At 40.7% G+C, this 21,780-nt stretch carries 14 protein-coding genes; 4 read left to right on the forward strand and 10 right to left on the reverse strand.

Annotated features, from left to right (window positions below):
• The 8 genes from ACESK1_RS07835 to ACESK1_RS07870 form a co-directional block, all read right to left on the reverse strand.
• The coding region (locus tag ACESK1_RS07835; protein WP_372919637.1) for a sodium:solute symporter at positions 1–904 on the reverse strand (904 nt) is incomplete at its 3' end.
• Positions 905–913: 9 nt separating this feature from the next.
• Positions 914–2,515 carry a glycoside hydrolase family 10 protein gene (locus ACESK1_RS07840; protein WP_372919638.1) on the reverse strand — a complete coding sequence of 534 codons (1,602 nt, stop codon included), beginning with the start codon at positions 2,513–2,515 and terminating at the stop codon, positions 914–916.
• A gap of 99 nt (positions 2,516–2,614) precedes the next feature.
• Entirely contained in the window at positions 2,615–3,376 is a 762-nt protein-coding gene (locus ACESK1_RS07845; RefSeq protein WP_372919639.1) for a DUF4397 domain-containing protein, read from the reverse strand.
• A 12-nt stretch (positions 3,377–3,388) separates the two neighbouring features.
• Entirely contained in the window at positions 3,389–4,996 is a 1,608-nt protein-coding gene (locus tag ACESK1_RS07850; RefSeq protein ID WP_372919640.1) for a SusD/RagB family nutrient-binding outer membrane lipoprotein, read from the reverse strand.
• Between the two features lie 11 nt (positions 4,997–5,007).
• Positions 5,008–8,115 carry a SusC/RagA family TonB-linked outer membrane protein gene (locus ACESK1_RS07855; RefSeq protein WP_372919641.1) on the reverse strand — a complete coding sequence of 1,036 codons (3,108 nt, stop codon included), beginning with the start codon at positions 8,113–8,115 and terminating at the stop codon, positions 5,008–5,010.
• A gap of 159 nt (positions 8,116–8,274) precedes the next feature.
• Positions 8,275–9,096, reverse strand: a complete 822-nt coding sequence (murQ, locus tag ACESK1_RS07860) for an N-acetylmuramic acid 6-phosphate etherase (protein ID WP_372919650.1) — start codon at positions 9,094–9,096, stop codon at positions 8,275–8,277.
• An 18-nt stretch (positions 9,097–9,114) separates the two neighbouring features.
• Positions 9,115–10,686: a beta-N-acetylhexosaminidase gene (locus ACESK1_RS07865; protein ID WP_372919642.1), complete on the reverse strand. Its 1,572-nt coding sequence runs from the start codon at positions 10,684–10,686 to the stop codon at positions 9,115–9,117.
• An 11-nt stretch (positions 10,687–10,697) separates the two neighbouring features.
• Positions 10,698–11,960 carry a sugar MFS transporter gene (locus ACESK1_RS07870; RefSeq protein ID WP_372919643.1) on the reverse strand — a complete coding sequence of 421 codons (1,263 nt, stop codon included), beginning with the start codon at positions 11,958–11,960 and terminating at the stop codon, positions 10,698–10,700.
• Positions 11,961–12,260: 300 nt separating this feature from the next.
• On the opposite strand from ACESK1_RS07870, the gene lepA reads away from it, so the two are divergent.
• Together lepA and ACESK1_RS07880 are read left to right on the forward strand one after the other, a co-directional pair.
• A complete protein-coding gene (gene lepA / locus ACESK1_RS07875; RefSeq protein ID WP_372919644.1) occupies positions 12,261–14,057 on the forward strand; it encodes a translation elongation factor 4 in 1,797 nt (598 codons plus the stop codon).
• 126 nt (positions 14,058–14,183) lie between these two features.
• Positions 14,184–14,939, forward strand: a complete 756-nt coding sequence (locus tag ACESK1_RS07880) for a YebC/PmpR family DNA-binding transcriptional regulator (RefSeq protein ID WP_372919645.1) — start codon at positions 14,184–14,186, stop codon at positions 14,937–14,939.
• Between the two features lie 2 nt (positions 14,940–14,941).
• Here ACESK1_RS07880 and ACESK1_RS07885 read toward each other — a convergent pair whose 3' ends face one another.
• The gene (locus ACESK1_RS07885) at positions 14,942–16,972 is read right to left on the reverse strand and encodes a cation:proton antiporter (RefSeq protein WP_372919646.1); all 2,031 of its coding nucleotides are present in this window, start codon (positions 16,970–16,972) and stop codon (positions 14,942–14,944) included.
• Positions 16,973–17,083: 111 nt separating this feature from the next.
• Positions 17,084–18,946, reverse strand: a complete 1,863-nt coding sequence (locus ACESK1_RS07890; protein WP_372919647.1) for a cation:proton antiporter — start codon at positions 18,944–18,946, stop codon at positions 17,084–17,086.
• 197 nt (positions 18,947–19,143) lie between these two features.
• Between ACESK1_RS07890 and ACESK1_RS07895 the strand changes: the two genes are divergently transcribed.
• Positions 19,144–20,931 carry a cation:proton antiporter gene (locus ACESK1_RS07895; RefSeq protein ID WP_372919648.1) on the forward strand — a complete coding sequence of 596 codons (1,788 nt, stop codon included), beginning with the start codon at positions 19,144–19,146 and terminating at the stop codon, positions 20,929–20,931.
• Between the two features lie 95 nt (positions 20,932–21,026).
• The coding region (locus ACESK1_RS07900; protein WP_372919649.1) for an MBL fold metallo-hydrolase at positions 21,027–21,780 on the forward strand (754 nt) is incomplete at its 3' end.

Consider the following 21,780-nt stretch of genomic DNA (forward strand, 5'->3'; position numbering starts at 1 on the left):
CGATTCCCTGGTCCATTGCATATTTATAAAGCAAAACACCCAAAGCAAGAAATAAAACGGTAGAGATGAAGAAGGTGATTGAAAACCAGAAAATATTCTTTTGGGCATCTTTCTGATTTTTACAGGTTAGATTTTTCTGCATCACATTCTGATCAAGACCATTCATTGCAATGGTTATAAAAATACCGGCCAGGAAGCTCTTAAAAAAATTACTGTTGGAGCGCCAGTCCCAATCAAAAATATCAGACATGCTGCTTTCAGAAACCACCGAAAACACCTGGGTAGCCTCGAGCTCCATATGATCTACGATAACATAGATACTGATGAGCACTGCTAATAGTAAAAAGGTAGTTTGCAGGGTATCAGTCCAAACAATAGTTTTTATTCCTCCGCGGAAGGTGTACAGCCAGATCAAACCTATAGTAATTAAAACGGTAACCCAAAAGGGAATGCCGAAAGCATTGAAAAAGGCAATCTGCAATACTAAAGCGGCAAGAAAAAGTCTGAAAGAGGCGCCAATAGTTTGTGAAATAAGGAAAAATGAAGCTCCCGCATAGTAGCTTCTCTGCCCAAACCGGTCTTTTAAATATTCATAGATTGAAATAAGCCGCAACCGATAAAACAACGGAATTAATACGAAAGCAATAACGGCATAACCAACAAGGTTACCCATTACAAACTGGAGATAGGTCCAGTTTGAATTTCCCACCTCCCCCGGCACCGAGATAAAAGTAACTCCGGAAAGAGAAGCTCCCACCATTCCATAGGCCACAAGAAACCAGGGCGACTGACGGTTTGCAGTGAAATATGTGGTATTGTCTGCCTTTCGGGAGGTAAAATAGCTAATAGCCATCAACATAGCGAAATATCCGGCAATAATGCTAAAAACTAAAATGGGGGACATACAGGGGTCTTATTTTATTAAAATCTCTTCGAATTCACTTTGGTTTCCCGTTCGGTCTACTGCGGTAACTCCAATTTTCTCGAGTTTGCGTTCCTTTTCCCCTACTATTCTTTGTAAGTTTTGGGTGCGGGCATCGTGATTCAGGATCTTATAATCCCAGTTTCCTTCTTCATATTTAAAGTATACTACCCATCGAAAAATATCATCTGCTTGCTCATGTTCCCAGGAAATTACCAGTCTGTCATTCTCGGCCCGGGTATTGATATCAGGGGTTTTTGGAGGTTCATTGTCCAACCAGGGACTTGGTGGCACCAGGCTTTTTTTGCTATAAGGACCTTCTTTAATTGCTGCGGAAAGTTCCTTGTGTTTTACCAGCGGTCCAATACTCCAATGAACCGCTCCTTTACTCTGCGGAAGCATCCCGCGGGTGATCATGATCTGGTTGATAGTTTCATCTATATTTTTTTCATCTCCGCCTAATCCTACGTTCATTCCCGGCCAAAGGTGACGTTGATGGGTATTTTCGCTTTGCCACCATCCTAAGAGTTCAGGGAAACTCTGGCCTGGGGTATTTATTTGCCAATATAACTGCGGCGTATAATAATCGATCCAGCCTTCATTTAACCAAAGTTTCGCATCGGCATAAAGCTTTTCATACTGGTCGTATCCTGAGACAGATTCAGGATAACCAGGGCGCCAGATTCCAAAAGGACTTAATCCAAATTTTACATGAGGTTTTTCTGCTTTTATTTCTTCGTAAACCCTTTTAATGAATGTGTTTACGCTTTCACGGCGCCAATCTCCACGGGAAAGTTCTCCGCCAGCAGCCTGGTAGGCCCTCCAGCTTTTATCATCAGGGAAATCCTTTCCGTTGTTGTAAGAATCATAGGGATAAAAATAATCATCGAAATGAATTCCGTCAAGGTCATATCTTTCAACCAGATCCATCACCACTGCTGAGGAGAGATCCTGGGTTCCTTTTTGAGAAGGATCCATCCACCACATCCCGTTTTCTAATTCAACTACAAGAGCCGGATCGGTTTTTATAACAGATTTGTCACTGATCTCCTTTCCGGCGGTATGATGGGCACGATATGGATTTAACCAAACATGTAATTCCAAACCACGCTCATGTGCAGCATTTATCCAGAATTTAAGCGGATCGTAATAAGGATCAGGAGCTTTCCCCTGTTCGCCTGTAAGATAATAAGACCAGGGCTCTATATCGCTTTTGTAAAGAGCATCAGCTTGCGGTCTAACCTGAAAAACCACCGCATTAAAGTTATGTTCTTCTAAATAATCAAGAAGCTCCAAAGCTTCTCTTTGCTGATCTGAAGTGGAAAGCCCAGGTTTGCTGGGCCAGTTGATATTTGCCACGGTGGCGACCCAGGCAGCACGGAATTCCTCGATATTTTTTGGGGTTTTGGGATTCCAGGGAGTGATTCCTGCAACTTCCTCTTTTACTTCGGAAGGAACTTCTGGTTGCGGAGCAGCTAAGGTATCTCTTGGTTCTATCTCTTCAGCCGGCATTTCAGGGGTTGATTGAGTTGATTTACAAGAAATCAGGAATGCGCTTAATATTAGAAAGTAGAAGATGGATTTGAAACTCATAATTTTCGGAATAAATGAAAAGCTTTTCAGCTTAAAAAAGAAAAGAGAAAGGGCCCTGGTGAGGTGCCGCTTTCTCTTTTATTAAATGATTGATAATCATTAGTATTCTCTCCAGTAATCTATATTTGAAGATGCCGGAGTTTCAGAATAGGTTCCTCTAATCTGGGTACTGTAAATTCTTCCCAAGGTGGAAAGGTTTAGACTATGCTCAAGATAAGGCTCTGAGGTTTCAGGATCGTAATCACTTCCGGATTCAAAAACTTTAAAAGTATAGTTCCCCGGATCCAGGGCCACATGTTCTCCGGCCTGTTTAAAATCAATGTTATCACCTAAAGAGATTACTGCAGAATCTTCTCCTCCTCTTACAGCATAGGCATCAACGCTAAAAGGCATTTCGGACATTGTATTTACAAATCTCCAGTATATACGTTCAGTATCAACCTGTGGCAACTCATCTTCAAGCATAAAAATCTCGTAAGAATCTGTTGTACCTACCAGGTAAACCGAATAATTTGAAGCTTCGTTAAAATCGGCACTTGTTGTTGCCAGAATCTCTCCTTCCAGGGTTTCAACTTCAATGTCTACATTTCCTGATTCAACCACCGCATAGGCATTTGAAGGAAATACAGAGCCATAATTGAAGCCTTTAAGAGTTTCATCTGTAGATGCTGCCGACGTTGTTTTCTTTCCGGCCACATAAAAGTTAGCTGAAGGAGCTTCTTCTACATGAAAAAAGAATTTAGCTTCAGTAGCCGAATCCGGTAGTGGTTCAGCCAGTTCAGGAATGGCATTCTCCTCACAGGATGTGAAGAGAAGGCCGGTTAACAATATCAAAAAGATCTTATTATATATTGTTCTCATAGTTTTAAATATTTATTCAGGTTTACTAAACCAGGTTTCATAAGTATGATAATCGTCTTCAAAGGCATCCAATTCTTCTAAGGCTTCCTGGTTCCACATATATTCTGAATTGAACCTGGGACGAGCTCTATAAGCAGGTTTCTCATTATTAGCCGGCGCAAAGGTTTCCGGCAACTCAAAGCCAACATATACCTTGTCATCGGGAGCAACATCCTGATCATAATGATATCTTCTCATATCAGACCATGATTCAAGGAATCCCCATCCCCAGGTTGCTATAAACTTCTGAAGCATGATCTTAGAAAGATTTAAACCATCTTCCGTGGCAGGAAATAACTCATCGTTCGCTTCATATAAAGCTCTTCTTTGATCAAAAAGATCGGTATCGGGAGCATAAGTTCTTGCAAAATCCATATGAGATTGAACTCCGGCATTATAGGCTTCCAAAGCTAAGGCTTCGTTACCAGCGATCCAGGCAGCTTCAGATTTAATAAATTGCAGCTGGGCGTAAGTCATTAATGGGAAATCTGCATCGTTGTTAAAGAAATAAATCTGAGGACTTGGATTACTACCTACATAGCCTTCTTCATTCCAGAAGTTTTTTGGAACCTCTTCTTCTTCATATTCGTTAATCCCTGTCTCAGGATCTATTCCGCGGTATTCTCCATCAGGAGAAGGGGCAAGCATAGAAGTGATTCGTGGATCGTGAACATGTTGCCCGTCATATACAGGATCTGCACCATCAAGATCGCTATCCTGGAATTCGGGGTTGGTTCCGTCCAGAAGCCCGGTTATGAATTTACTCTGGCGGTAATATCCAATATTTCCTCTTCGAGGTCCAAAGAAATTAGTATTAGAACTTACGGTTCCTTCAAATCTAATAAGAGCATCATCCTGATTTCCGGCTAGGGCCTGATCTACATAATCAATCACTTCCTGAGGATCGTAGCTGCTCTTATTGGTTAGACGATGAGCATTTATGGCCAGCAAACCATACGCAAATTTCTTCCATTTGTCGCGGTCTCCCTGGTAGATAAGATCGGCTTCGCGAAGTCCTGATTCGTCTGGTCCAAGACCATCTGTTCTTTCCAGGGCTTCAATACCTTCTAAAAGCAATCTTCTTACTTCTTCATAAGCTACTTGTTGATCGTCATAATCGAAAACTCTTCTTTCAGAATCAAAAGCCTGATCAATAATTACCGGGCCATGATAATCGGTAAGCATTTGCCAACCAAAGGCTCTCATTATCTTTCCAACACCCACGAAATCATATTTTTCGTTCAGTTCACCACTTTCTATCATATCAGAAAGGTTGTAACCCATACTCCAGTATACCGCTCTCCATAATGTGGCGTAAAAATCGGAAAGTGGGTTAGAGTGCAGGTTTAGCGAGTAAGCTGCACCGGAAGCATATATCCAGTTTTGGGTATAAAATCCGGTAAACCTTCCATCCCATTGAATCGCTACGGCAAACTCAGATTGAATTTGCGGCAGGAAGAGTTCCGGCTGCAGTAATGCATCTGGCCCGTTAGGGTTCGTATTGACATCCAGATAGTCGTCACAGGCCGAAAAACTAAAGAGGCCGGCGATCACTAAAAATATTCTTAAAATTCTTTTCATCATTAGTTTTTTTATAGTCCTACTCTAACTCCAAAGTTAATTCCTCTTGGCAACGGGAAGTTACCATAGTCAAAACCGGTACCACCGGCACCTCCAACGGCAGCAGAGTTACCATTTGCAACGGGATCTAAACCTGAATAATTAGTAAGCAGGAAAAGGTCTGTTCCGGTTACAAAAACGCTGGCACTTTGTATGGCATTGGTTCTGTCTAAAAATGATTGTGGGAGATAATAATTCAAAGTAACATCCCTTAATCTTACCCAGTTTACATCTTTTTCTATGAAACTTTGATGTGGATAGATCGAACTCCAATAAGTAGAATTAGCATTCAGGTTAATTGGAATGTTGTTATCTGTGGGATTATCTGTATTCTCCAATCCATCTCTTAAAACTCCATCAACAATTCGTGGAGTTTCACGATCTAAGGTTCTATTACTCAAACCACGAGTAGTTAAGTAATGCTCTGTTGCATTATAAACATCTCCTCCAACACGGAAATCCAACAAGAAATTAAGTGAAAGATTCTTGTACCTGAGAGTATTGGTAAGACCCACAGTAAAATCGGGGTTTCTGTCTCCTACTTCAACCCATTCACTAGTATCAAGTAATGGTAACCCATTAGTTGGGTTGATAAGCTTTTCACCTTCTTCATTTTTAAGGAAGTCATAACCGGTAAAGCTGGTAAGCGATCCACCAATTCTGGCTCCTCCTCTAACGTTACCATACAACCAGGTATCGGAGTTATAAAACTCGGCTACATCTCCAGGTAAACTTACCAGTTCACTCCAGTTTTTGGTGTAGTTGGCAAGAATATCCCAGGAAAAATCTTCAGTTTGTACAGGAGTGGCATTGAACTGCAATTCAATACCTTCATTTTGTATTTCACCCGCATTAAATGTCATAAGTACAAAACCGGTAGCATAACTCAAACGAAGGTTCTGCACGATCTGATCTTCAGATTTCTTATTGAAATAGGTAGCATCAATCCCTAAACGATCGTTGAAGAATTTTAATTCCATTCCATATTCATAAGAAGTAGTCATCTCAGGCACAAGATCTAAACTTGGACCTGTAAACCCATAGCGGAAACCGCCTCCTGTAGTAGTCGCATTTTCATAAAACGGACGAATACTATAAGGACGGGCATCTTTACCAACCTGGGCTACGGAAGCTCTTAATTTACCATAAGAAAGCACATCGCTAATATTCTTGAATGGCTCCAACTCGGTAAAGATCCAGCTTAAACCTGCAGATGGGTAAAAGAATGAATTATTCTTTTTAGGTAAAGTTGAACTCCAGTCATTTCTACCAGTAATTGTTAAGTAAAGCTGGTTGTCATAACTGGCATTAAAACTACCAAATACCCCCAACAAACGACGTTGAGTTAAATTGTTAAAGGCTCTGTGCGTATCCAGATCTGTGTTGTTTATGGACCAAAGATCGGGCGCCTGGAAATCCTGTCCACTGGCTGCTGCACTAAACGTATTGTAATCATAAACAGCAGTACCAATTTTAAGATCTGTTTTAATTTTCCCATCCAAAAGATCAGGTGGTGTAATTTGGGTATAACCCTGGAAAGTCAGGTTTCTCGTAGTAATGAGTGCCTGGTCAAAAATACCGTTATAGTTTCTTCCTGAATTTGATTCAGGATGTCTAACGATGGTGTTTTTTGATGTAAAATAATCTACACCAACCTGTCCAACAAACTTAAGCCAATCTGTAGCTGTTGCAGTAAGACTGGTATTAAGCTTATATCGATCTGTTAGCGAGTTGAACACATTTTTATTTACGTTGAAGAATGGGTTTTCTACCGCAGTTGCAAAATCGGCATAATCCCTTCTTGTTCCGGCTGGAGTTAGATAATCGCTGGCATCATCTGTAGAAGGCCATAACAATAAATGAAGTAGTGGTCCACCGGCTCCTCTAAAAGTTTGATCGTTGTCTGATCGCGTATAATCAAAGGTTACATCTGCTTTTAACCAATCAGAAACATCGGCAGTAACAGCTGAAGTAAGATTTAATTTCTGCAGTCCGGTTGTAGGAATAAAACCTTCGGAATCTGTATGTGATCCGGAAAGGCGATACTGTATTCTATCTGATCCTCCGGAAAAAGCTAAATTATGACGCTGGGTGATCGCGTCACGGAAGAAATTTCCTACATTATCATAAAATTGAGTTCCTTCCGGATAAGGCTCTCCGAAGTAATAAAGACTCTCATCGGCATCCTGTGTAATTCCGTTAGCGCCCCTTCCGTATGTTTGCTGAATTTCAGGATATTCTATGATCTGGTCAATCCTAAAACTGTTGCTGTAATCTATTTGACCCTTACCTTCAGCACCTCTTTTGGTGGTTATTACAATTGCTCCTGAAGCAGCTTCAATTCCGTACAAAGCAGCAGCTTCCGGACCTTTAAGTACGGTAACACTTTCAATATCTTCAGGGTTAATATCGGCAGCACGGTTGGTAAAGTCAACACCACGGTTTTCAAAAGACATAGCTCCTGCTCCAACAGAAGATGCAAAAACACCGGTAGAGGTAGTATTATTACTAATTGGAAGTCCATCAACAACAAAAAGCGGCTGGTTATTTCCACTTAGGGAACTAATCCCTCTAATTACAATAGAAGAAGAAGATCCCGGAAGTCCTGAAGTGGCATTCACTTCAACCCCGGCTACCCTTCCGGCAAGGGAATTCACAAAGTTTTCTCTTTGGGTTTCGGCAAGGGTAGCACCTTCTACCTCGGTAACGGTATAACCCAGTGCCTTTTTCTCCTGTCTAATACCTAAGGCCGTAACCACAACCTCATCAAGACTTTGAGTATCTACACCAAGCGTTACATTAAAAGAAGTCTCGTTTCCAATAGGTATTTCCTGGGGGGTAAATCCTACCATAGAGAATACCAGTATAGTATCTTCTCTTTCGGGAACAGATAAACTGAACTCCCCGTCAAAATCTGTTACCGTTCCCCTATTCGTGTTTTTAACGTAAACGTTAACACCGGGTAGTGGCATTCCATCCTCATCCTGCACTATACCAGAAACTTCTCTCTGTTGGGCCCACATCTGAAGCGAGAAAAAGCACAGTAAGATTAAAATAGGCTTTCGTAATCGTTTTTCCATAATTTAAAAATGTTTAAAAAAATCTGTTAGCTGTTAGTTGTGTTTACTACATCTATTAAAATTTGTTTGATAACTTTAAGATAAAGATATAGGAATAATTAAAAAGATAAAGGTTTGAGCCAATTATTTTTTATGATCTTATTAACTTTTATAAAATTTTTATTTAAGTTTCCTTTCAGAATTACTAACTGCCTCCCTCACACTGCCGTATTTTTTTAACAATTCACCGGCCTTGGCCTCATCCACATCGAGTTCTTCCATAATCATCCTGGTGCCCCGGCCAACCAGCTTCTTATTGGAGAGTTGCATATCTACCATCTTATTCCCTTTCACCCTACCTAATTTGATCATTACCGAAGTGGAGATCATATTCAACACCAGCTTTTGGGCGGTACCGGCCTTCATTCTTGTGCTTCCGGTAACGAATTCGGGCCCCGTTATCACTTCTATTGGGAATTCTGAAGCTTCAGCAAGCGGGCTACCGGAGCTACAGGTTATACAACCAGTAACTATACCTTTTTCCCGGGCATCTTTTATTCCTCCTATCACATAAGGAGTGGTTCCGGAAGCGGCGATGCCTACCAAAACATCTTCAGTTGTAATTTTATATTCCTGCAAGTCTTTCCAGGCCTGTGCTGTATCATCTTCAGCATTTTCTACAGCATTTCTTAAGGCTGTATCACCTCCGGCAATAAGACCAATGACCATATCATCGGTTACCCCGAAGGTTGGCGGACATTCTGAAGCATCCAGAACTCCCAGCCTCCCGCTGGTGCCAGCGCCTATATAAAAAAGACGGCCTCTATTTTCCATTTTGGAAACAATTACATCAACCAGATTCTGAATCGCGGGAATTTGTTTCTCCACGCTGTCAGGTACACTTTTATCCTCCTCGTTGATATTAGTGAGCAACTCTGTGGTGCTCATCTTTTCTAAATCGTTATAGTTGGAGGTTTTTTCGGTATCGGGATTTTTATTCATTTTCATAGCAATTTTTTATTATTCTGAAGAAGGTGAAAACCCAGAGAAGATTCCGTCACTTCTTTCTGAATTCCAGTTAACTTCGGGACTACGGTGATAATTCACCTTCATTCTATCCAGCCTTTCCCCGTGTTTCCCAAGACGGCTTAAAAAATCTTTAAATTCCCGGTTTTCGGTTTTGCTCCAACCTACCTCAGCCATAGCAATACTTCTTGGCCAGAACCGGTCGTCAAGTGCTGAATCGCTTAACACCATTTCTGTCCACACCGGTGCTTCTACTCCAAGCACATTGGGATTATCGGTTCTAAAATCATATACATTCTTTAAGGAAACTCCATCTTTCTTACACCAGTTATTGGTAGATTTCTGGCCTTCCACGTTGGCATGATCCAAATAAAAATGAGAGCAAATGGATTCGATCGTTTTAACGTCTACCACACTTTCAACCTTTCCGTGCCAGCGCTGACTGATAAAACTTGAATCTACTTCAGCCTTGGTTGCTTCTTCCCAACCAATGGCGGTTTTACCCAGGCCTCTCACAATGGAATCGGCTTTTACCATGAATTCTTCATATAACGGATCTTCGATTTCATCGCCCCCAATATGAAGCCATGGGCCATCAGTTATTTCAGCCATTTCTCCTAAAACGGTAGCCACAAAATCGTAAGTTTCAGGATTCTCAAGACAGAATTTGCTCCACCCAACATTGTATTCATGGAATAATTCCGGAGGTGTGGCCCGGGCCGGAGTTAGGTTCGCAAAATCATCGCAATTGAGTTCAGGATAAGCCATAAGGGCAGAGTAATTATGGCCCGGCATGTCTATCTCAGGAATAATTATAATATTTCTGGCGGCTGCATATTCCTGGATCTCTTTATATTGCTCCTGAGTTAAAAAGCCTGATCTTCCACCCTTAACCGCTCCCTTACTTCCAACTTCAGTGAGTTTTGGCAATTCTTTAATCTCAATTCTCCAACCCTGATCGTCGGTTAGATGAAGGTGAAGCCGATTAAGTTTATAAAAAGCCATCCGGTCTATGTGTTTCCTGATGTATTCAGGTCCAAAGAAACTCCTGGAGATATCGATCATCGAGCCACGCCATTCGTACTTCGGAATATCGGTAATAGAAACCTGTCTTAACATAATCGCTTCGGAAATCTTTCCTGATTCAATTTCCGCAGGAAACATTTGTCTGAGGGTCTGGATCGCGTAGAACATACCTCCCTCGGTTGCTGCCGATAGAATCACCTTATTATGGGTGATGTCAAGTTGGTAACCTTCATCCCCCAGATTTTCTTTCAGGTTTTCATCTATAGTTAATGAGAATCCAAGACAATCTTCTCCTTGCATGGGAAAACTTTTGGTATTGGTGTTTTTCAGCAATTGTTGCAGCCAGGCAGCCGAAGTTTTTGCTTCGGAATTGTAACAAACCACTGTTCTTTCAGGAAGAGTGAAGGTTCCCTCTTTCCATTCAATTTCTGCCGGCTGCGGAATAATTGCCGGATTTTCTACCACAACTTCCTGAGCTATTCCTGTAAAAGGTATCAATAGCACCAGAATAAAAATTAAGCTTGATCCAGATGTCTTCATAATTAACGTATTTATCTTACTTTATGCCCTTTAGCTGCAAAGAACCATATATATATGTAACATGGAATTACGATCCAGTAAGCCTGTTGAGGATTTACAAGATCGGCCAGGTATCCGTAGATAAGTGGTAAAACAGCTCCACCGGCAAGTGCCATGATAAGAAATGATGACCCCATTTTGGTAAACCTGCCTAATCCGGCAAGTGCCAAAGGCCAGATAGCAGGAAATACCAGGGCATTTGCTAAACCTAATAATGATATTAATAGTACAGAAGTGAACCCGTCAGTAAATATTGCTGCTAAACCGAGAACAACTCCCAGAATACCCGATATTTTAAGGGCTTTTTCCTGGGAAATATATCTTGGAATGGTAACAATCCCAATCAGGTAACCAATGATCATAGCGATTAAGGTGTATGTAGTAAAGAACTTAGAGGTAGATGCCTCAATTCCCTGCTCCAGTCCATAACTAATTACAGTATCTCCAGCGATAACCTCTACTCCAACGTACACAAACATGGCCAGCGTTCCCATGAGCAAATGCGGAAACTGGAAAACACTGGTCTTTTCCTTATTTGCGGCAGCAAGGATTTCATCCTCTTCTTCGGCTTCTACCTCAGGAAGACTGGAATAATAGATCATTACGGCCAGGATCAATAAAACAACCGTTATTACGATGTACGGTGTGATCACTCTGGAAGAAAGTTCATCCAGTTCTGCAGCGCGGGCAGCCACATCCATACTCAGAATTCTTTCCTGAACAGCATCGATATCTTTAAGCGCGATAGCTCCCAAAATAATAGGTGCAAGGGCTCCTGCAACTTTATTGGCAATTCCCATTATGCTGATTCGCTTGGCAGCGCTTTCCATCGGGCCGAGAATAGTGATATAAGGGTTGGCAGCAGTTTGCAACAAGGCAAGTCCGGTACCCTGGATAAATAAACCAAGAAGGAAAATCTCATAAACCCGATTAATTGCCGCCGGGATGAACAGGATGGCTCCCAGGGCCATCACCCCAAGTCCAAGGGACATTCCCTTTTTAAAACCAGTATTTTTCAAAACCCAGGCTGAAGGAATAGCCATTACCAGGTAAGAAATGTAAAATGCAAAAACCACCAGGTAAGACTCGAAATTATTGAGCTCATTGGCGACCTGCAAATAAGGGATCAAAACCGAATTCAACCAGGTAACAAACCCGAAGATAAAGAATAAAGCCCCTATAATAATTATAGATCTGTTGGTGCTAGACCTACCTGATTGTTCCTGAACTCCCATATTAGATTTTTAATAGTTAGATTCGAATCTTTAAAAAAGGATTAACCAGTGTTAATAAAATTATAACGAAAATCCTCTTTACAAAAAAAAGAAACTTTTTAGAACTGATGTTTACTTCTCTAAGTTTTTTTAATAATAAAAGATAGATTTCTTAAATTTTTATTTATAGAAAATTTCTTAAAGTTTTTAAGTAGTGGTTAAACTTGTTTTTCATCTATATTGGAAACAGGTTAAATAACCTATATTTGTAGCCTTAAATTTTGTTGATATAAATATAATTATCAACATTCAAAATTTTTTATGAAGCACATTAGAAACTTCTGCATCATTGCACATATTGACCACGGAAAGAGCACTCTGGCCGACAGGCTACTGGATTTTACCGGTTCGGTAACCGAACGTGAAAAACAGGAGCAACTGCTGGACAGTATGGATCTGGAACGCGAACGTGGGATAACCATTAAAAGTCACGCTATCCAGATGGATTATGTACATGAGGGAGAAAATTACATTCTCAACCTTATTGACACTCCAGGTCACGTAGATTTTTCTTATGAAGTTTCCCGGTCCATTGCCGCCTGTGAGGGAGCTCTTCTTATTGTAGATGCGGCTCAGAGTATACAGGCCCAAACGATCTCAAACCTTTACCTTGCTTTAGAAAACGACCTGGAGATCATCCCGGTGCTTAATAAAGTTGATCTTCCCAGCGCCAATCCCGAAGAAGTTACCGATGATATTGTAGAATTGCTGGGCTGTGATCCTTCAGATGTTATTCCCGCCAGTGCCAAAACCGGGTTGGGGATAGAGGAAATCCTTCATGCGATTATAACCCGGGTGCCCGCGCCCAGCGGAAAGGTTGACGCACCATTGAGAGCCCTCGTTTTCGATTCTGTTTATAATCCCTTCCGTGGAGTGGAGACCTTGTTTAGGGTGATAAACGGAAGTATCAAAAAAGGGCAACATATAAAATTTGTGGCAACGGGGAAAGATTATTATGCCGATGAGGTAGGTACTCTGAAACTGAAACAACAACCTAAAAACGAAATTAAAACCGGAGATGTAGGTTACCTCATCACCGGGATTAAAGATGCCCGCGAAGTAAAAGTGGGTGATACTATTACCGATGCAAAAAATCCGACCACTGAGGCCGTTGCCGGTTTTGAGGACGTGAAACCCATGGTTTTTGCCGGAATTTATCCCGTAGATACCGAAGAATATGAAGAGTTGAGAGCTTCAATGGAAAAACTTCAGCTTAACGATGCTTCACTGGTTTTCACTCCTGAAAGTTCTGCCGCTCTTGGCTTTGGTTTCCGTTGTGGTTTCCTCGGAATGCTGCATCTGGAGATCATCCAGGAACGTCTTGAGCGAGAATTTGATATGACCGTAATAACCACGGTGCCTAACGTATCTTATCACGCCTATACCAATAAAAATCCAAACGAGGTTATTCTGGTGAATAACCCTTCAGATCTACCGGAACCTTCTTCCCTTAACCGGGTGGAAGAACCTTATATCAAAGCAAGCATCATAACTAAAGCCGACTATGTTGGCCCGGTGATGAATCTTTGTATTGAAAAACGCGGAGAGATCACCAATCAAACTTATTTAACTCCGGAAAGAGTTGAACTCAATTTTGATATGCCCCTGGCAGAAATTGTTTTCGATTTTTACGACAGGCTAAAGACCGTATCCCGTGGTTATGCTTCATTTGACTATTCCCCCATCGGTTTACGCGAGTCTAAACTTGTAAAAGTTGATGTGCTGCTTAACGCCAATAAGGTAGATGCGCTTTCAGCATTACTCCACGTTGATAATGCATATGATATCGGAAAGAAAATGTGTGAGAAGTTGAAAGAACTTATTCCGCGACAGCAGTTTGATATTCCGATTCAGGCGGCAATTGGCGCTAAGATCATTGCTCGTGAAACGGTAAAAGCACTTAGAAAAGATGTAACCGCCAAATGTTACGGTGGGGATATTTCCCGAAAAAGAAAACTTCTCGAAAAGCAGAAGAAAGGTAAAAAACGTATGCGCCAGGTGGGGAATGTGGAAATCCCACAGGAAGCATTTATGGCAGTTCTGAAGCTAAACGATTAGGTTCAGAAAACATATAAAATAGACAAATCCCCTGAAGATATCAGGGGATTTTTTATTCTGAAATGCTTGCGGTTTTTTCTCTTTCCTCATTTTTTTATTTTTGTAATTCTTCAAAATTCAACTAAAATGGCCGGACACAGTAAATGGGCGAATATAAAGCATCGTAAGGGTGCACAGGATAAGAAACGGGCAAAGGAATTTACGCGGGCAATTAAGGAAATTAGTGTTGCTGTAAAAGACGGAGGTGGCCCCGATCCTGAGGCTAATCCGGCGCTTAGAAATGCTATTTCGAATGCCAAAGGGGTAAACATGCCCAAAGACACCATTGAACGCGCCATAAAAAAAGCCAGCGGTGCCGATGCCGATAATTATGAAATCGTAACTTTTGAAGGATATGGCCCTAACGGAATCGCCTTTTTCATTGAATGTACCACAGATAATACCAACCGCACCGTAGCCTCAGTAAGGTCAATTTTTTCAAAGAATGGCGGAAGCCTGGGCACCAACGGTTCCCTGGAATTCCTTTTCGACAAAAAAGGAGTCTTTATTATTGAACGGGATAAAATTGAAATGGATTTTGAGGAATTTGAGCTGGAACTCATCGAGGGAGGTGCCACAAAGATCGAGAAGGATGAAGAGCTCATCAGCGTTTATACAGATTTCACCGATTTCGGATTAATGTCTTCCAAACTAGAGGAACTCAATATAGAACCAAAGGCTTCAGAAATTCACCGAATCCCGATGAACACGCTGGAACTTCCGGTTGAGGATGCTAAAAAGATCCTGGATCTGGTCGAAAAATTTGAAGACGACGACGATGTTCAGAATGTGTATCACAACCTGGAGATCACCGATGAACTGGTGAATGCTATGAATGAATAATGCTACTGCAGATAAACAATAATCTTAGTGTTTTCTGCAAAGTATTTTTCCATTTTTCGTGGAATATTCTTGATTAGCGATTGATCAATTATGGTTTCCTTTCTTCCCATAACCAGCATGATCATGTGTTCGGGTTTGATATTTTGAGAAATAATAAGGAAATCTTCCCAATCATCGAATTCCTTGAAATCAAATGGAGCTCTAAGGTTTAAATCATCTATTACTTTTTCTATCGCATTCCAGGTAACAACATTTGCATACAAGGTTATCGGGATGCTAAGCTCTTCAGCAATTATAATCATCTTCTTAATCCAAAGTTCAAAACCTTCCAGGGATTCGGTATGTGGTGGCACGGCCACTACCAGGGCCTCGTTAGTGCCCCAGGGTCTTTTCACATCGCATAAAAAAACCGTTTTCTTAGTGTGATCTATTATGTCCTGCATTTTTTCTCCAATGACCACATCTGGACTGGAGCTGGTAGGCCACCCCATAACAATAATATCTGCGATGAGTTCACGGGATTTTCTTGCAATTCCTTCAGCTACATCCTGATCAATAGTTGTAGTTATTTCCACATCGGTTTCTGAAGCGGAAGCCTGTTTCACAAATTCTTCAAGTTTATTCTTGGCTTCGGCAATATTAAGTTCGGCTTGCTCATCGTTTGGAACTACTGAAACTATGGAAATAGGGTTTATGGAGCTTTTATCCTTTATAAGGGTGGAAAACTCCAACAGCTTGTCGAAATTTTCAATATTAGCAAGCGGAAGTAGGATGCTTTCCATCTTATAACTTTCGGTTTGTTTGATTTCCTCGGGATTCAATTCCTTATTTTCTGCAACCAGTTTTATAGCGGCTTTTTCGGTAGCAAAAGTGGCAACTATCGATGTTATAAGAATAAGGATAATGGTCCCGTTAAGAATATTGGTATCAATAATATCGGCATTGTAACCTACAAGGATTACTGCCAGGGTTGCCGCCGCGTGCCCACTACTGAGTCCGAAGATCACTTTGCGTTGCGCATTTGAATATTTAAAGGCCAATTGGGTAAAGAAAGCAGCGAGCCATTTCCCCGCCAGGGCCACTACTGAAAGTGTTACTGCCACCACAATTGCCATATATCCGCTAAGGATAACGCTTATATCCACCAACATTCCCACACTGATAAGGAAAAATGGAATAAATAGGGAATTACCCATAAATTCTATTCGGTTCATAAGTGCAGAGGAATGTGGAATTAGTCGATTTAGCGCAAGTCCTGCAAGGAAGGCTCCGATAATATCTTCAACTCCGGCAAGTTCAGCCAGAAAGGCCGATAGGAAAACCACAGCTAGCACAAAAATATAATGCGCGTGCTTTTCTTTTTCCATTCGGGTAAAAAACCATTTCGCCAGTTTAGGAACGAGATAAAACATGATTCCCACAAAAATGGTGAGTGAAACTACCAACCTTATCCAGAAATCGGCCGTTAGACCACCTTCCTCAGCATTCCCCATAATAACCGCCAAAATGATAAGCACTGCGGTATCTGTAAGTATTGTTCCTCCCACTGTAATGGCGATTGCCTCATTTTTTGCAACTCCCATTTTACTTACAATTGGATATGCAATAAGCGTATGAGTGGCAAACATACTCGCTGTTAAGAAACTCGCATTAAAATCGTAACCCAGAAAATAATAACAGACGGGAAAACCAATAGCAAGGGGTAAGAAAAAGGTGAAAAAACCAAAGAGGAAACTCTTGTTCCGGTTTACTTTAAACTGGTTCATATCCAGTTCGAGGCCGGCGATAAACATAATATAGAGAAGCCCTATTTTAGAAAAAAGATCTATTGCGGTGTTTTGTTCAAGGAGGCCAACCCCATAAGGGCCAATGATAATCCCGGAAATGATCAAAACAATAATACCGGGGATATTAATTCTTCTGAATATTATGGGAGAAACCAGAATTATGACCAGAATAAGGGAAAATACTAAAACGGGATTACTAAAGGGTAAGGTAAATTCGTGGTGGAGAATATCTAAAAACTCGTTCATCTAATTTTTATTTGAGGGACTTTTTTTTATAAAATTACTAAAAACTTATACTTCTAATGTGGGGATTAACCTTCTCTTATAAAAGTATCATGGTTTCTCAAAGGATAAATTCTAAGAATTAATACCTTCTGCAGGCAATGCGTCAACATTTTGTTCTTCTTTCAACATCTTACCAAGATAAACAAGTTTAAATCCTTCTTCAATTTCTACTTGTGAGCTATTGGAAGGGATAATAGTGAATTTTCCCTGCCTGTTTTTAACAAAAACCGGAAGTGTATCAGGACTGGTCTTGGTGATTTCGATCAAGCCTTCATAATGCTCCTTACTGTTCAGCTCTTTTTCATGAATTTCAGGATATTTTCTGGCTAATTCAGTAAGCTTTATATAATCATCGGTATGAGAAAACAGACCTTCTTCAGGGTTAAGTTCAGGGTTGGTCATTTCATCTGAAGTGATCAATCTAAAGGAACCATTCTCACCAAACTGTTTTTGAAATTTGTTAATTGCAGTCTTATTAATATCACTATTTCCAGTCATAGCCATTAAATATCCGATATCGTTTAATTCGATATTGTTAAAGAGATTATCTTCATAGACACTACCTTCAATAGCTTCAATCCCCATGTCTCTGGCTTTTTTTACATTATCCCCGTTATTATCCAGCAAGACCACATGCCGATTGTTATTTTGCAAGTATTTTCCAATTATTCTTGCAATAGAAGAAGCCCCTATAATTAGAACTCCTTCCGATTCCTTAATAAATACTCCTACAATTTTAGAGAAAAATCTCGCGGTAGTCGCGTTTAAAAGTACCGAGAATAATACTATCATAAAAACCAGAGGGGTTATATATTCAGCATCTTCTATCCCTTCGCGTACAAGTCGAAGCCCAAAAAGTGAAGCGATTCCTGCAGCCACAATACCACGAGGCCCAACCCAGCTAATAAAAGCAATTTCATTTACTTTAAGGCCAGATCCTAAGGAACTAAGAATTACTCCTATGGGCCTAATCAGTAGAACCACTGCACCAAAAAGGAGAAGGGATTCCCAGTTATAGATCAACAACATTTCCTCAACTTCGATATTAGCGGCAAGAAGGATAAAAAGTATCGAAATTAGCAAAACGCTTAAAGACTCCTTGAAATAAAGGAGTTCTTTGATGTTGGGGAGTTTTTTGTTTCCCATCACCATTCCCATTATAACCACGGCCAGCAAGCCGCTTTCATGAGCAAAAATATCTGCCAGAACGAAAACTCCCAACACTGTTGCCAGGATAAAAACGTTCAGGAGATAATGCGGAATTACATTTTTCTTTATGAGAAAAGCCAGGATATTAGCAAAAGTAAACCCAAAGGTAAATCCGAAGAGCAGGATCTTACCAAATTCGCTTAAGGCGGTAATCGTAAAATCCTGTCCTCCTTCTACCCTGATAAATTCAAACATCAGTACAGAAATAAGCGCACCAATGGGATCTATGAGAATTCCTTCCCATTTAAGAATTGAGGAAACATGTTTTTTAAGCGGAATATTTCTCAGGATGGGTGAAATCACCGTGGGACCGGTAACAATAATCAAAGCTGAAAACAGGAATGAAATCTGCCAGGTTAAACCAAAGATAAAATGTGCGGCAAGACCAGCCCCTACAAAGGTGACCAGGGTTCCTACACTTATAAGTTTTAGGATAACCGGACCAATATTTCCAACCTCACTTCTACGCAGAGTTAATCCACCCTCAAATAAAATGATCGAAATTGCCAGGGAAACAAAATAAAACAAACTTTCACCTGGAAACACACCTTGACTACCATCCCAAATAGGTTCCAACCACTTTGTGCCGTCTTCAGTAAAAAAAGTTGAAACGGGTCCCACCAAAAGTCCTATGAGGATCAAAGGGAGAATAGCGGGGGTTTTTATTTTCCAGGCCAGCCATTGGGCCAAAATTCCAAGTATTATAAGACTTGCAAGTTCTAACATCCATTTTTAGATTTAATCGGAATACTGCTATTTACAAAAATAACCCGATTAAAGAAGGAATTTGAGGGGTTTTCTCATTTTATTAAAAGAAATGATGTTTATATCCCTTTAGAATAGAATGAAGTGAAAGAAATGAATTCCAGGTCAGAAAATATTAATATTTTGTAAGCCCTTTTCACCCTAAACGGTTTCTACCTATGGAAGAATTAAATATCCTCAACCTTTTAATAATTCTATCAAGCGCCTGGATTGGAGGTTCTCTCGCCAAAAAACTGGGTTATCCAGCTATTCTCGGGGAGCTTTTAATTGGAATTCTACTCGGCCCTGCCCTTTTCGGTATGCTGGAGAGTTCCGAAATGATCAATGTCCTGGCAGAAGTAGGGATCATTCTTCTTATGGTGTACATTGGGATGGAAATCAATTTCAGGGATTTGGGAAAAGCCTCCTGGGCCGGCTTACTGGCTGCTATTGGAGGGTTTATAGTTCCCTTTATAATGGGATATTATACCATTCTCTTTTTCGACGGAACCCAGATGGCAGCAATCTTCGTAGCCATAGCTGTAGGGGTTACTTCCCTGGCAACTAAAAGTCGAATCCTGGTTGACCTGAAGCTGCTCAATACCAGAATAGCCTATGTTTTAATGGCGGGAGCACTAATTTCAGATACACTTGCCCTGGTGATCTTTGCAGGTATAATAAGTTATGTAGATGCCGGAAGCATAGACAGCCTTGGCTTGACCTGGGTTGCTGCAAAGGCAATCCTGTTTTTTGCGTTTACTGCGTTGGCAGGAATTTATCTCTTACCATTATTGGGGAAATTCCTTTACAAAGCCAATATTACCAGCCGAACCCTACACTTTACCCTTATTTTAATAATCGTCTTAGCATTTTCTGAACTTGCCGAACTTGCAGGCCTTCATAGTATTCTTGGTGCATTTATGGCTGGTTTATTTATTAGGGATGGAGTTTTCCAGCGCCAGATCTCTAAGGATATCAACCATATTTTCCATGATGTTTCGGTAGGTTTCCTGGCTCCTATTTTCTTTGTTTCCGCAGGATTTAATGTGACTTTAGAAGTTTTCCAAACCGATCTCTGGATGCTAATTACAGTAACCGCAGTAGCGATGATAGGAAAAATAGTTGGTACCGCTGTATTTTACCTTCCAAGCGGTTATGGCTGGCGCGAGGGTATTGCAGTAGGAACAGGGATGAATGGAAGAGGAGCAGTTGAGATCATTATCGCGGGCATAGGTTTACAAATGGGAATTATAACTTCCGAAATCTTCTCCATTCTGGTCTTCATGGCGATTTTCACAACTTTAACTGTTCCGGTGTTGTTAACCTGGACAACTAAATGGCTAAGGAGTCGTGGAGAACTGATTACGCAGGAATCACGCTCCGGCTATATTATTCTTGGGGCTAATCCCCTTGGACTTTTTATAGCAGATAAGTTAAATGGGAATCAGGATGTGGTTATAATAGATGGCAACAGGGAACATATCATGGAAGCCAAAGAAAGAGGCTATAAAACCGTACACGGAAATATTCTCAAAGAGGAAACCCTTGAAGATGCAAAAGCTATAGAAAAAGGAACTTTCATTGCCCTCACCGGGAATAGTGAAATCAATTTATTGGCGGCTCAACTTGCCGATGATGCTTTTTTTATTCCGAATAAGATCGTCCTGGTTTCTCCTAATAAAAACGGGGCCGATGTGGAATTACTCGATAAGGTAAATGCCACTTCTATGTTTGCCAATAAAACAGAGTTGGAACCATGGTCAAACAGGATCACTTCGGGTAACTTTAAGGAAAACGAGCAAAAAATAGAAGAAGAAATAACCACCCGGGAATGGGTTAAGGAACATCAGGATATAAATAATGAAATTCTTCCTGTTATTATCATTAATACTGAAGGAAACCATACAAGGCCATTTCATTATAATGATGATATCCTACCCGGGGAAATAGTTCTATATCTCTCTTGATTTTCTGAATTTGCTGTTAAATAAACACCAACCTTATCTCGAAGTTTAATCATGTACCTTGCTTTTATTAATTTGCAGGTGAAAAATCAGTAATTATGAAATTATACCCTATTGAAGCCGGAAATTTTAAACTCGACGGAGGTGCTATGTTTGGGGTTGTGCCCAAAACTCTTTGGAACCGCACCAATCCAGCCGATGAAAACAATATGATAGATATTGCCGCACGTTGCCTTTTAATAGAAGATGGTGAACGGCTTATTCTTATTGATACCGGGATGGGCGATAAGCAAAGTGAAAAATTCTTTAGCTATTATTATCGGTGGGGCGACCATTCCATAGATAAATCACTTAAAAAACACGGATTTAACCGCGATGATATAACCGATGTTTTCATGACTCATCTACATTTTGACCATTGTGGTGGAAGCATTCAATGGAATAAAAACCGAACAGGTTATGAACCGGCTTTTAAAAACGCCCGGTTCTGGAGTAATAAAGAACACTGGTTATGGGCAACACAGCCCAATGCCCGGGAAAAAGCATCATTTTTAAAGGAAAATATAATTCCGATGGAGCAGAGTGGGAAACTTCATTTTCTTGACAGAAAAAATGATGAATCTTTTAAACCTGCCGAACATCTGCCTTTTGGCGTGTTGTTTGTTGATGGTCATACCGATAAACAAATGATTCCGCATATAACTTATAAAGATAAAACTCTTGTTTTTATGGCAGACCTTCTGCCTACAGCCGGCCATATTCCACTGCCGTACGTGATGGGCTATGATACCCGACCGTTGCTCACGCTGCCTGAAAAAGATAAATTTCTAAAGCAGGCTGCCGATCATAATT

The organism is Salegentibacter sp., from assembly GCF_041642575.1.
In the GTDB taxonomy this organism is placed as follows: Bacteria; Bacteroidota; Bacteroidia; order Flavobacteriales; family Flavobacteriaceae; genus Salegentibacter.